Here is a 13,640-nt window from a genome sequence, read left to right on the forward strand (position 1 = left end):
AAAAATGAAAATGTATGATGAAAAAATTACTCTTTGCCTCACTTTTTACTGTTCTTTTAAGCTCAGGACTTCATGCCCAAGTCACCATCTTCTCTGAAGATTTTGAGGCCGCTACAGGTGCTCAAAATATTGCCGGACCATACTTAGGCTGGCAAAATGGTCAATTTAATACTACACCACCAACGAACAATAACTATTTCTGGATTTTTAATCAAAATAGAGCACCTGTTATAAATGGTCAATATTCGATGGCTGTTAGTAGAAATAACCCTGTCGACAATGGTCCTGGTACAATTCCAAGATATAGAACTACCCGAACAGCTGCGACATTCGTGTATCATACTACACCTATTGATGCTACAAATTATAGTAATTTAACTTTAGACTTTAACTGGATTTGTGAAGGAGAATCTTTACTCGGTTTTTACTTTGATTATGGTACTGTTATGTACTCTTTGGATGCGAATACTTGGACAATTTTACCAGACCTATATGCAGGTCAAAACACAACGCAGTCAGTAACTAATTTAGATTTATCCTTTTTAGATGGGCAAACTTTTTATTTAGGTTTTGGATGGAATAATGATGGTTTTTCTGGAGGGTTTCCTGGCTTAATTATCGATGACATTGATGTTCAAGGAATTTTGCTTTCACCTTGTGTAGCACCAACTCAGCAGCCTACAGCTTTAAATTTAACACCAACTGGCGACACAATCAATGGGTCTTTCACTGCTGCTGTCCCTGCAGCAGATAATTATTTGGTCGTTAGAAGTCCTTTAGCCTCACCACCAGCTCCAGGGCCACAAGATGGCACTGCCTATAATATAGGAGATGCCATAGGTGCAGGCACAGTAGTAGATATTGATGACAATACTAGTTTTACCGCAACTGGTTTAACTCCAAATACACAATATTACTTTTATATCTATTCTTTTAATGACAATGGTTGTATTGGCGGGCCAATTTACAATAACTCAAATCCTCTTACAGGCAATACGACTACAACAAATTCAACCTACTGTACACCTTCAACAAGCAACAGTACAACGGCTCTATATATTGATGATGTTGAATTTATTGGAAATCTAGTTAATGATGTGAATTTAGGAAATGGAACTTCAAGCACTTCTCCTGGTTATTCTGATTACACAAGTAGACCAAACAGTGTACAAGCTCAAGGTGAAGGTGTCAATATTTATGTAGGATCAATTACTGGTAGAGGAGCTTGGAAGGCATGGGTTGATTGGAATAAAGATGGTGACTTTACTGATGCAGGTGAAGAAGTCTATAATACTAATGGCATTGCTACTTCCACAACTACTTTTGGTTTTGTAATTCCAGCAGCACAAGCCATAGGAGATTATCGAATTAGAATACGTTTTTATAATTCATTTGGTTACTATAATGGTCCGGGATTTGCTTGTGACGGGGTTTATGAAATAGCTTCAGACCCTTTAAATCACTTTGATAGCTGTACAACATTTACTGGCTTTACAGCTTCTATAGATCCGGGTTGTGGATCTAGAAATGTTAACTTTTTCGAATACGGAGAAGCTGAAGACTATACATTTACAGTTGTAGAAAGCTGTGCTGCAACTATTGCAAGTATTACTGATGGCGTTACTTGTGGCCCTGGACCTGTTACGTTGCAAGTCACCGGTAATGCGAGCGCCACATCCTTCAATTTATACGATGCCGAAACAGGAGGAAATCTTGTCGCGTCAAATAGCACAGGGACCTTTACACCTAATATTACATCAACAACAGAATATTGGGTTACAGCATCTGACGGCAATTGCGAGTCTTTAAAACGACTTAAAATAGTAGGTACAATGAACCCAATAACTAATTTAACAATAAATGCCGCCACTAGCGTTTGCGGAGTTGACGACATTGTTGAAATTACGGCTTCGGGTGATACTGAAACAGCCTATTTAATTGATGAAGATTTTGAAGGTGGTGGTTTAGGTACTTTCTCAAATATAAGTTTGGCTGACAATACTGCACCTGCTACCGCTAATTGGCAAAACGAAAGCAGTACTTATGTACCTGGGCTCCCTGACTACCTGATTTGGTTTCCAGCCATGTCTTCAGGTTTTGGAACTAATAATTTTGCAGTATGTAATTCTGATGTTGGACAATCACCAACATTTCCTTATCCTGCTTATATAACGTCCAATGCTTTGACCTCAGCAGTTGTAAATAGCACAGATTATACTGACTTGTCATTAGATTTTGACATGTATTATTCACATTATTTAGCCGATGGCATCGGTGCCGCTATTGATTATGTTTCAATTGAAATATCAACAGATGGAGGCGCCACCTGGCCGGTAGCTAACGAGATTAACAGGTATACGGGAGATGTAGGCTATGGCACTGAATTTGAAGACGAAAGTTATGACTTATCTGCTTATATAAACCAGACCCAGTTAAGAATTCGTATTCGTTTTTATGGCGAATGGGTAGATGGTGTTGCTGTTGATAATATTCAGCTTTACGGATCACGTCCTTTATCACCGTCTTTCACATGGTCTGTTGGAGTTGATGCCTATACAGACCCTTCTGCTGTAACACCTTTTGAATATGTTCCTGGAACAACAGCTAGTTCAGTATATATACGACCAACCTTAACACAATTAGAGCAGGATGATTTTACATTTACAGCCTTTGCCACACTATCTAATGGTTGTATAGTTAATAGACCAATTACCATTACTAATAACACCAAAATTTGGGATGGCAGTCAAGGTACTTCCACCTGGAATGATCCCGACAATTGGTCTCCCCGTGGTATACCTACCGCAGATAATTGTGTGATCATTAGAGATGTTGGTGCATTACCTGATCCTCAACTCTTAGGTCCTCCTATACCTCCAACACCAGCTTATGCAAGAAATCTATCAGTATTAAGCAATGGTAATCTAGAATTACAACCTTCAACATCTTTAACAGTTACCGACTGGATTAATGTTGATCCGGCTGGAACTTTTAATGTTAGAAGTAGTGCAAACCTAGTTCAAGTCACGAACGTTGCCACTAATAACAATACTGGAAATATTAATATGCAAAGAGAAGTTACTGGTGTTGGTAATTATGACTATGTGTATTGGTCATCTGCAGTAGAAAACTTTGGCGTTTCTAGTGTGTCTCCAGGTTCAAATGCTGCATTAATTCTTGAATGGCTGCCAACCGTTGGCGGAAATGGTACAGGTAATTACGGTGAGTGGCAAGCTACAGCAGAAAACATGATTCCAGGTAAAGGCTATGCTATTAGAGAATTAACAGGTACTGCCACTGCAAATACAGCAGAATTTATTGGTCGTCCAAGTAATGGTATTATTAATAGAGCAATTACAAGAGGAACTTATAATGGTGCTGACTATGCTGGACCTGGTTCAACTTTAGCTACCGCTATTGATGATAATTGGAACCTAGTAGGTAACCCATTTCCTTCGGCAATTTATGCGGACACCTTTATTACTACTAATGCTGCAAACATAACCGATGATACTGATCCAACAATCGCTGGAACAGTATACCTATGGCGTCATCAATCTATTCCTAGCAATGCAGTAACTGACCCATTCTACGGTGATTATGTTTATAATTATAACCCTAATGATTATGTTGCATATAACCTTACAGGTTCAACACCAGCTGGGTTCAATGGGTATATTGGTGCTGGTCAAGGGTTTTTCGTCCTGATGGATCATGGAGCTACGAATCCTTCAAACCTTATTTTTGACAATACCATGAGAAGTGGGGTTTATGCAAATGACCAGTTCTATAGGACAGATGGCTCTTCAAATGATGAAAATGAAGAAACTACAATCGTTGAAAAAAATAGAATTTGGTTAGATTTAATAGATAGCAACAATTCTGCATATTCAATTTTAGTAGGTTATATTACTGGTGCAACGTATGAAAAAGACCGCCTTTATGATGGCAATCAATTAGCAGGTACAAGCACGTTATTTTATTCATTAATTGAAGATGAAAAAATGGCTATTCAAGGTCGCTCTTTACCATTTGATGAAGCAGATTTAGTTCCTCTTGGTTTTGAAACACCTCAAAGTGGTACTTACACGATTGGTATTAATAATTTGGATGGTATATTTGCTTCTTCTGAAATTAATATTTACTTAGAAGATACATTTACCAATACCATTCATGATCTACGATTAAGTCCTTATAGCTTTAGCTCAGAAGCAGGAAGTTTTAATAATAGATTTATTTTAAGGTATACAGCAGACACACTATCAACCAATGAATCTGAATCTTCTAACGGACTTTCTATAATGGCTCCAGGTGGTAAACATATAAAAATAACATCTACTATTAGTCCGATTCATGATGTTACATTATACGATTTATTAGGCAGAGTTGTTATGGATACTAAAGATGTTAATAACTCCACAGAATTAATAATAGAAACGAAGCATTTATCTGATGGAAGTTATATCTCGAAAGTAAGACTTGTAGATGGTACAGAAAAGACTCAGAAAGTAGTTCTCAAACAGTAACTACATATAAGTAATAAATTTAAAAAAAGGCCTTGATTTTAAATAATTAAGGTCTTTTTCATTATGATATGCTTCTCTTTCAAAGGAAATATTTTTATAGGCTTGTAGCCAGTTTCTAGTTTTTATAAGTCTTACTAAAAATTCAATCCCATAAAATAAATAAAAAGGGATCACCAGTAGTTCTAATTGCTGTCTTAAATGGATACGTTCATGATTGATTAAACTAACGTTCATTTTAAGCTCTTGATATTTAAGAAATATAAAAGGGTAGACACTAATACCTAAATAGCCTTTTGGCACCAAAAATTTTGAAATAAAAACCATATACATCTATAATCAAAAATCTTTCCAATTTACATTATCTTTGTAATATGAAGAAGATAATTCCAGTAGAAGAAGGAGATTATTATATTACTCCTGAAGGATATCGTTGTTTTACTGAACAATACCATTTAAAGAGAGGCTATTGTTGTGAAAGTGGATGTAGACATTGCCCATATGGGTATAATCCTTCAACTCAACTCAATACAAGAAAAAACACAAATTAAATTGGATACATTATTAAGGCTCTATAAAATCAAAATAGCAAATACGCATCATCGCGTAGATATTCGTTACCCATAGCAAATTCCCTATATAAATAACTATGAGTAATTATTAATAAAAAACAAGCTAAAAATGACATTTAAAGACCAAATACAAGAAGGAATACCTAACATTCTACCAGAACCTAAACCTTACGACTCATCCATAAATCATGCTCCAAAACGTAAAGCAATACTATCTTCAGAAGAACAAAAGTTAGCTCTTAAAAATGCCTTACGATACTTCAACACGTCACATCACGATGTTTTACTTCCAGAGTTTAAAAATGAACTAGATACTTACGGAAGAATTTACATGTACCGTTTGCGTCCAGATTATAAAATGTATGCTAGACCCATTGACGAATATCCTGCAAAATCAAAACAAGCTGCAGCAATAATGCTCATGATTCAGAATAATCTTGACTACGCTGTAGCACAGCATCCTCATGAATTAATCACCTATGGAGGTAATGGAGGCGTATTTTCAAATTGGGCGCAATACAGACTTACCATGAAATATTTATCTGAAATGTCAGATGAACAAACCTTAGTTATGTATTCTGGTCATCCTATGGGGTTATTTCCAAGCCATAAAGATGCACCTCGTGTTGTTGTAACAAATGGAATGATGATTCCTAATTATTCAAAACCTGATGACTGGGAAAAATTTAATGCTCTAGGCGTAACCCAATATGGGCAAATGACTGCTGGAAGCTATATGTATATTGGTCCCCAAGGAATTGTTCACGGAACAACCATTACGGTTTTAAATGGTTTTCGAAAAATAAAGAAATCACCTAAAGGAAATTTATTTGTAACCTCCGGATTAGGTGGTATGTCTGGTGCACAGCCCAAAGCAGGAAACATTGCAGGTTGTATTACGGTTTGCGCAGAAGTCAATCCGAAAATAACACAAGTTCGTTTAGATCAAGGTTGGATTGATGAAAAAATTACTGATTTAGATCAATTGGTTATGCGAGTTAAAAAAGCCAAAGATCAAAAGGAAACCATATCCATAGCTTACCTAGGAAATATTGTTGATGTTTGGGAAAAATTTGATAAAGAGCACATACATGTGGACTTAGGAAGTGATCAAACTTCCTTGCATAATCCTTGGGCTGGAGGCTATTATCCTGTTGACATGTCTTTCGAAGATGCAAACGAGATGATGGCATCAAACCCAGAGCTTTTCAAAAATAAAGTACAAGAGACTTTGCGAAGACATGCATTAGCCATTAATAAACATACTGATAAAGGCACCTACTTTTTTGACTATGGAAATGCATTCTTATTAGAAGCCTCAAGAGCAGGAGCAGATATTATGTCCGAAAACGGTATTGATTTCAAATACCCTTCCTACGTTCAAGATATTATGGGTCCTATGTGCTTCGATTATGGGTTTGGTCCGTTTCGTTGGGTATGTGCCTCAGGAAAATCTGAAGATTTGACAAAAACTGACGCCATTGCCTGTGAGGTTTTAGAGGAGATTAAAAAGAAATCTCCTGAAGATATTCAGCAACAAATGGCTGATAATATCCAATGGATAAAAGGAGCTCAAGACAACAAATTAGTTGTTGGTTCTCAGGCACGTATTCTTTATGCTGATGCCGAAGGTCGCATGAAAATTGCAGAAGCTTTTAATGATGCCATATCAAATGGCGATATTGGTCCTGTTATTTTAGGCCGTGATCATCATGATGTTTCAGGAACAGATTCCCCTTACAGAGAAACTAGTAACATTTATGATGGCTCTCGTTTCACAGCAGATATGGCAATTCACAACGTGATTGGTGATAGTTTTAGAGGTGCCACATGGGTGAGCATTCATAATGGCGGAGGTGTTGGATGGGGCGAAGTTATAAATGGTGGTTTTGGTATGGTTCTTGATGGTAGTAAAGAAGCGTCAAGACGTTTAAAATCAATGCTTTTCTGGGATGTCAACAACGGAATTGCGAGACGAAGTTGGGCAAGAAATGAAGGTGCCGAATTTGCCATCAAACGTGCTATGGAAATTGAACCCAATTTAAAGGTTACACTTCCAAATAAAGTTGATGAGAATTTATTGAACTCGTTATAAACCATTATAAAAAAATGACTATGAAACATTTAAAACATCTACTCAAATTATTGCCTGTAGTGATGATAACTTTCCTTATCACTTCATGCAGTTCAGTAAAAGTTGCATCAGATTACGATAAAGATGTGAACTTTAAAGAATATAAAACCTTTGCCTTCTTTAAAACAGGAATTGACAAAGCCGAAATTAGCGATCTTGATAAACGTAGAATTCTTCGCGCTATTGAAAGTGAATTGATGGCTCAAGGCTATACAAAGTCTAAAAACCCAGACTTATTGGTAAGTATTTTTACAAAATCAGAACAACGCGTTAACGTCTATAACAACTCTTGGGGAGTTGGTGGATGGGGTTGGGGCGGCTTCGGACCTGGATGGGGATGGGGCTGGAACGGCTGGAACCAACCAACAGTATCAACTAAAAACCACGGTGTTTTGTTTGTTGACCTTATAGACGCAAATAAAAAAGAATTAGTATGGCAAGGCATGGGATCTGGAGTCTTAGTACAAAGAAGTGTTGAGAAGAAAGAAGAAAAAATCAAAGAATTTGTTTCCAGAATTATGGAGAAATACCCACCAGAATTGGCTCAATAGACATTTTATATTATAGCTTATCAAAAGCAGTAATGACGAAAAAAGTTATTGCTGCTTTTTTTTGCAATTAAGTCTATATTTCACACTTCATTTCTAAAACCCTATATTTGCCGACTTTTAAAGGCAAGTACTATGATATTAGGACAAACAACAAGAAAAAACTTTACTCAAAACCCAAAAAATGATATTCTTTCGGGTTTAACAGTTGCCTTAGCTTTGGTTCCTGAAGCCGTTGCTTTTGCTTTCGTAGCTGGTGTAGATCCATTAGTAGGCTTGTATGGAGCATTTATGATGGGAATAGTTACAGCCCTTTTTGGAGGTAGACCAGGAATGATTTCTGGTGCTACAGGTGCTATGGCTGTTGTTATGGTTCATTTAATTCAAAAAGGAAATGAGGTTGGTACTAATTTAGATGTTCCTATTGATAATCTCGGTTTACAATGGTTGTTTATCACGTTATTATTTGTAGGTGGTATCCAAATATTAGCTGGCGTGTTTAAACTTGGAAAGTTTGTTCGACTCATACCACATCCAGTAATGATGGGGTTTGTAAATGGTTTAGCTATTGTTATTTTCTTATCTCAATTAGGGTTATTCCCTAATGCTGTTCCTAAAGATATTTCTATTTGGACTGAAACTTCTGAATGGTTTTCTTACTTATTCTCAAATGTGGCATTATGGAAAATGCTTGGTTTTATTGGTTTAACAATGGGCATTATGTATGGCCTCCCAAAACTGACTAAAAAAATTCCTGCAGCACTAATAGCAATAATTGTAGTGGCCTGTATTACCATTTTTGGTGGAATAGAAATGAGTACAGTTGGTTCATTTATTCAAGAAGGTGGAGGAAAAGGACTGGAAGGTAGTTTACCAACATTTCAAGATCAAATATTTGGTCTTTTTGGAACTCTTGCAGGCCATTGGGATTTAATTATATCTACAGCATTTATACTAGCCGCAGTTGGATTAATCGAATCACTCATGACATTAAATTTAGTTGATGAAATCACTGAAACTAGAGGTAATGGAAATCGTGAATGTATTGCTCAAGGAGGAGCCAATATTCTCAATGGTTTATTTGGCGGTATGGGAGGATGTGCAATGATTGGACAATCTATAATTAATGTCGATTCTGGTGGACGTGGACGTTTATCAGGTGCTATAGCCGCAATCGCTTTATTGTGTTTCGTATTATTTGGAGCACCTTTAATAGAACAAATACCAATAGCTGCTTTAGTAGGTGTCATGTTTATGGTTGTTATTGGAACTTTTGCCTGGAGTAGTTTTAGAATTATTAGAAAAATTCCATTGTCTGACGCTCTAGTACTCATCGCCGTATCTGCAATTACAGTTTGGAAAGATTTAGCCGTCGCTGTTATAGCTGGTGTGATCATATCGGCCTTAGTATTTGCTTGGAAAAACGCAACCATGATTAGAGCACGAAAGCGTATACAAGCCGATGGCACGAAAACTTATGAAATTTGGGGGCCATTATTTTTTGGATCCATTCAAAATTTTAATTCAAAATTTGATGCAAAGAATGATCCTCAAAATGTAGAAATAGACTTTATAGAATCTCGAGTGAGCGACCATTCGGCAATAGAAGCCATCTATAATTTAGTAAACAAATATGAAGCCGAAGGTAAAACTATCACACTGAAACATTTAAGTTCAGACTGTAAAATATTACTATATAAGGCTAGTCCAAAATTTAAGGAAGTTATTGTAGAAGATGTTGATGATCCAAGATATCATTTGGCAGCAGATCCTGAAAAATTCACTAAGCCACTTTCGGAATATAACATATAAAAAAAGCGACCAAACGGTCGCTTTTTGTTTTTAGAAACACTACTTAATGTACTGCCATTTTCTTTGTATATAATTCGTATTGATCAGGAGTTAAAACCATTTTCAATTTACTATTGATATACTCTTGCATTTTCGCTTTCTTTTTACTGCGTTCTTCTGTGTTTTCTATTGCCGAAATACCTTTCATCTTTTTCTCAACTGCAACAAAAATATCTAATACTTTGTTTTTCTGACTTGCGTCCAATTTGGCTTCTCTTTCTAAAGCGTTTATCACTTTTTGAGCATTCTCTTTTGGAGAAGATTCAATTTTATGTGCTGTCATTTCTTGTTGCGTTGTCATTGTTTGTGCAAAAGACAAGTGACTCCCAACAAATAAAAAACACGCAAGACTCAGAACTAGTAATCTTTTTTTACTCATCATTATTTTATTATTTAAGTACTCATGTACATATCAAGTATGTTCCATGATTGTAGTTATGTATTAAGAGTTCAATATACAAAATTTAGAGAATTATATTAAAATTAAACGATTTTAATAGTTTAATAGCATCTCAATCTTAGCTTTCACTTTTTCTGTAGAGGGAATCATAGTTTGTTCTAAAGTCGAATTTAATGGAATTGCAGGCATGTTCTCGCTACCAATAGTCATTACTGGTGCATCCAAGTGTTTAAAGCATATTTCTTGAATTTTACCAGCTAATGCACGTGCAAAACTATTATTTGAAGGCTCTTCAGTTACAACCAAACATTTCCCTGTTTTCTTCACTGAAGTCATAATAGAATCTTCATCCAAAGGAAATAATGTTCTTAAATCAATAATTTCAATTTGCTCACGCATACCCAATTCTCCAGATGCGTTATAAGCCCAATGCACACCCATTCCGTAGGTGACTATCGTACACGTTTCAACATCTTCTTGCTTCCAAATATCTTGTAATACCCAGGCTTTTCCGAATGGCAATACATAATCCTCAGCAGGTTCAACAGAAGTAGCTGTTAATGTTCCTGGTACTTTAGACCAATACAAACCTTTGTGCTCTAAAATCACTACTGGATTAGGATCATGATAGGCAGCTTTCATTAAGCCTTTTAAATCGGCTCCATTACTTGGATAAGCAATTTTTATTCCTCTAATATTGGTAATTACACTTTCTACAGAAGACGAATGATATGGGCCACCACTTCCATAAGCACCAATAGGCACACGAAGAATCATACTTACAGGCCATTTTCCGTTAGATAAGTAAGAGCTTCGACTTACTTCAGTAAATAGTTGGTTTAAACCTGGCCATATGTAATCGGCAAACTGCACCTCAACAATTGGCTTTAATCCCACTGCACTCATGCCAACGGTAGATCCCACAATAAAAGCTTCTTGAATAGGCGTATTAAACACACGATCATCTCCAAATTTCTGAGCCAATGTTGCAGCTTCTCGAAATACACCTCCAAGTCGACCACCAACATCTTGACCATATAACAAACATTCTTTATGTTCTCGCATGAGTTCTTCAACTGCAAATAAGGCACAGTCAACCATCACCACTTTATCAGCTCCTTCAGGTTCACGTATTCCTTTTTCTTCAGTAATTGGTGTTGGTGCAAAGTCGTTTGTAAATAAATCTTCAGGCATAGGATCTTCAGCCTCTATTGCTCTTTCAAAATCGGATTGAACCATCTCTTTAGCGTCAGTTTCAATCTTATTTACTTCCTTTTCTGACAGCCCATAATCTAATAGTTGTTGTTTAATAACCGGATAAGGATCACGAGATCGCGCTTCTTCTAAATCATCACGATACCATTCCATACGCACACCAGACGTATGATGATTTAATAACGGTACTTTGGCATGAATTAAAAATGGTCGGCGCTCTTTTCTAATTGTAGCGATTACTTTTTCCACAGCTTCATAACTCTCAGTGAAATTAGCACCATCTATAGAAATAGCTTCTAAACCATGAAAACCTTGTGCGTACTCAAATGCATTTTGAGCTCTTGTTTCGGCTTCATTAGCTGAAATATCCCAGCCATTATCCTGTACCAAATACAAAATAGGCATCTGTTTTAATGCAGCCATTTGAAAAGCTTCTGCTATTTCACCTTCGGTCACTGATGCGTCACCAAGGGAACATACAGTAATAGGTTTTATAGACGCTTCGACTGTGCTCAGCGTGACAGGATCTGAATCAAGTGAATAATCATCCAATCCCTGTAATTCTTTATACTGCATCCCCATCGCTACACCTGTTGCTGGAATCGCCTGCATTCCTGTCGCAGAAGATTGATGAGGGATTTTAGGTTTATCGTCATCTTTTAAACTAGGATGTGAATAATAGGTTCGACCCCCAGAAAATGGATCCTCTTTTTTAGCCAATAGTTGTAACATCAAGTCATAAGGCTCTAACCCAAAAGACAACAACATAGCATCATCTCTGTAATATGGAAATGCATAATCTTGAGGCAATAATTGCATTCCTAAAGCAATCTGAATTGCTTCATGACCTCGTGATGTGGCATGCACATACTTAGATACTTGCTTAAAATTAGCCTCATATAATTCTGTCATTGCTTTTGCAGTACAGAGTTTTGAAAATCCTTCTTTTAATATCTCTTTATTCATAATTATCATTGGCTTCCGCCGAATCTTCGATTTCCTGTGAAGACAGTAATCTATGTGTTTGTGGATTCCGCATTATACTTTAACTGTACTCAAATGCGGAACGACAGTTTAATTATATCTTTCTATTTGTATCAAATTGCTCAAAATAATCAGCAACACGACGCGCAAAACTTCCTCCTAAAAAGCCATCAACGACTCTATGATCAAAGGAAAGCGATAAGTACATCATGCTTCTAATAGCAATTTCATCTCCTTTTTCAGTTGTAATAACTTCGGGTCTCTTTTTAATGATTCCTAAGGCTAGTATAGCTACTTCAGGCTGATTTATTATTGGTGTTCCCATGACACTCCCGAAGGTTCCAACATTAGAAATAGTGAAGGTACTTCCTTGTATATCGTCGGCTTTTAAATTGTTCTCTCTAGCCTTGTTTGCTAGAACATTCACATCAGAAGCCAATGTTTTTAGATCTTTAGTGTCTGCATTTTTAACTACAGGAACAATCAAATTTCCGCTAGGCAAAGCAGTAGCCATACCTATATTAATATCCTCTTTAACGATGATGTTTTTACCATCTACAGAGGCATTGATATTAGGAAAGTCTTTCACAGCTTTAGCGACTGCCTCAACAAATAACGGTGTAAACGTTAAACGCTCGCCATACTTTTCTTGAAACGCTACTTTATTCGCATTTCTCCAATTCACCATATTTGTTAAATCGGCTTCTACATAAGCCGTCACATGAGGAGAGGTATGTTTAGAATATACCATATGATCAGCAATCATTTGACGCATCCTATCCATTTCAATCACTTTTCCTTTTCCTTTATCAAAATTCAATTGTGGAATTCGGTAAGCTGTTGGGTCATTTTGAATAACTGGTTGAGCAAACTTATATGGTCGTCCATCATCTATATATTGAAATACATCACTCTTGCGCAATCTTCCTTCGTGCCCAGTAGCTGGTATTCTAGCTAATTCTTCAAAACTAATATGATGAGCTTTGGCTATTTCAATAATTAAAGGAGAAAAAAATGTGTTACTATTAGAAACTGAAAATGAAGTTGATTTAGATTCTTCGACTGCGCTTGGAATGACAGATTGCTTCTTTTTTTTATTTTTCTTTTTTACACGAGATTCTTTGTTATTGTCCTGAATAACACGTTCTTTTTTTGAAGCTGAAACATTGCCATTAGCTTTGATAATAGCAATCGTCTCACCTATTTTTATGACTTCATTAGCCTCAAATAAGATCTCTTCAATAACACCAGAAACAGTTGAAGGCACTTCAGAATCGACTTTATCAGTCGCTACCTCAAGTAGCATTTCATCTTCTTCAATAACATCGCCAACATTTTTAAACCATGTGATGATAGCGGCTTCTGTAATACTTTCGCCCAATTTGGGCATTTTAAATTCTACTTTAGACATTC

9 protein-coding genes are annotated in these 13,640 nt (G+C 36.4%); 5 read left to right on the plus strand and 4 right to left on the minus strand.

Translation table 11 applies throughout. From position 1 onward, the window contains the following. The first annotated feature begins 14 nt into the window (after positions 1-14). Positions 15-4,526, plus strand: coding sequence for an Ig-like domain-containing protein (locus ACTU6T_RS03415; RefSeq protein ID WP_460219859.1), 4,512 nt, complete (start codon positions 15-17; stop codon positions 4,524-4,526). Here ACTU6T_RS03415 and ACTU6T_RS03420 read toward each other — a convergent pair whose 3' ends face one another. Beyond that, positions 4,527-4,850 (minus strand): hypothetical protein, encoded by a 324-nt coding sequence (locus ACTU6T_RS03420; RefSeq protein ID WP_460219860.1) that lies wholly within the window; start codon positions 4,848-4,850, stop codon positions 4,527-4,529. It lies immediately after the preceding gene. Positions 4,851-4,897: 47 nt separating this feature from the next. Between ACTU6T_RS03420 and ACTU6T_RS03425 the strand changes: the two genes are divergently transcribed. The 4 genes from ACTU6T_RS03425 to ACTU6T_RS03440 all read left to right on the plus strand — a co-directional run bounded on the left by ACTU6T_RS03425 (position 4,898) and on the right by ACTU6T_RS03440 (position 9,589). Beyond that, positions 4,898-5,074 carry a DUF5522 domain-containing protein gene (locus ACTU6T_RS03425; protein WP_460219861.1) on the plus strand — a complete coding sequence of 59 codons (177 nt, stop codon included), beginning with the start codon at positions 4,898-4,900 and terminating at the stop codon, positions 5,072-5,074. A 130-nt stretch (positions 5,075-5,204) separates the two neighbouring features. After that, on the plus strand, positions 5,205-7,190 hold the full coding sequence (locus ACTU6T_RS03430; protein WP_460219862.1) for a urocanate hydratase: 1,986 nt from the start codon (positions 5,205-5,207) through the stop codon (positions 7,188-7,190). Between the two features lie 20 nt (positions 7,191-7,210). Then, complete coding sequence (locus ACTU6T_RS03435) at positions 7,211-7,780, plus strand: DUF4136 domain-containing protein (RefSeq protein ID WP_460219863.1); 570 nt, start codon at positions 7,211-7,213, stop codon at positions 7,778-7,780. Positions 7,781-7,912: 132 nt separating this feature from the next. Continuing rightward, positions 7,913-9,589, plus strand: a complete 1,677-nt coding sequence (locus ACTU6T_RS03440) for a SulP family inorganic anion transporter (RefSeq protein WP_460219864.1) — start codon at positions 7,913-7,915, stop codon at positions 9,587-9,589. A gap of 43 nt (positions 9,590-9,632) precedes the next feature. Here ACTU6T_RS03440 and ACTU6T_RS03445 read toward each other — a convergent pair whose 3' ends face one another. The 3 genes from ACTU6T_RS03445 to ACTU6T_RS03455 form a co-directional block, all read right to left on the minus strand. Then, positions 9,633-9,929 (minus strand): hypothetical protein, encoded by a 297-nt coding sequence (locus ACTU6T_RS03445; RefSeq protein WP_460219865.1) that lies wholly within the window; start codon positions 9,927-9,929, stop codon positions 9,633-9,635. Between the two features lie 192 nt (positions 9,930-10,121). Continuing rightward, positions 10,122-12,209, minus strand: a complete 2,088-nt coding sequence (locus tag ACTU6T_RS03450) for an alpha-ketoacid dehydrogenase subunit alpha/beta (protein ID WP_460219866.1) — start codon at positions 12,207-12,209, stop codon at positions 10,122-10,124. A gap of 112 nt (positions 12,210-12,321) precedes the next feature. After that, positions 12,322-13,638, minus strand: coding sequence for a dihydrolipoamide acetyltransferase family protein (locus tag ACTU6T_RS03455; RefSeq protein ID WP_460219867.1), 1,317 nt, complete (start codon positions 13,636-13,638; stop codon positions 12,322-12,324). Positions 13,639-13,640 lie beyond the last annotated feature (2 nt).

The sequence above is a fragment of the Psychroserpens citreus genome, assembly GCF_055686305.1.

Coding starts and splice junctions, on each gene's coding strand:
- ACTU6T_RS03430 (WP_460219862.1), top strand. CDS start 5,205: ATGACATTTAAAGACCAAATACAAGAAGGAATACCTAACATTCTACCA.
- ACTU6T_RS03450 (WP_460219866.1), bottom strand. CDS start 12,209: ATGAATAAAGAGATATTAAAAGAAGGATTTTCAAAACTCTGTACTGCA.
- ACTU6T_RS03445 (WP_460219865.1), bottom strand. CDS start 9,929: ATGACAACGCAACAAGAAATGACAGCACATAAAATTGAATCTTCTCCA.
- ACTU6T_RS03420 (WP_460219860.1), bottom strand. CDS start 4,850: ATGGTTTTTATTTCAAAATTTTTGGTGCCAAAAGGCTATTTAGGTATT.
- ACTU6T_RS03415 (WP_460219859.1), top strand. CDS start 15: ATGATGAAAAAATTACTCTTTGCCTCACTTTTTACTGTTCTTTTAAGC.
- ACTU6T_RS03425 (WP_460219861.1), top strand. CDS start 4,898: ATGAAGAAGATAATTCCAGTAGAAGAAGGAGATTATTATATTACTCCT.
- ACTU6T_RS03440 (WP_460219864.1), top strand. CDS start 7,913: ATGATATTAGGACAAACAACAAGAAAAAACTTTACTCAAAACCCAAAA.
- ACTU6T_RS03455 (WP_460219867.1), bottom strand. CDS start 13,638: ATGTCTAAAGTAGAATTTAAAATGCCCAAATTGGGCGAAAGTATTACA.
- ACTU6T_RS03435 (WP_460219863.1), top strand. CDS start 7,211: ATGAAACATTTAAAACATCTACTCAAATTATTGCCTGTAGTGATGATA.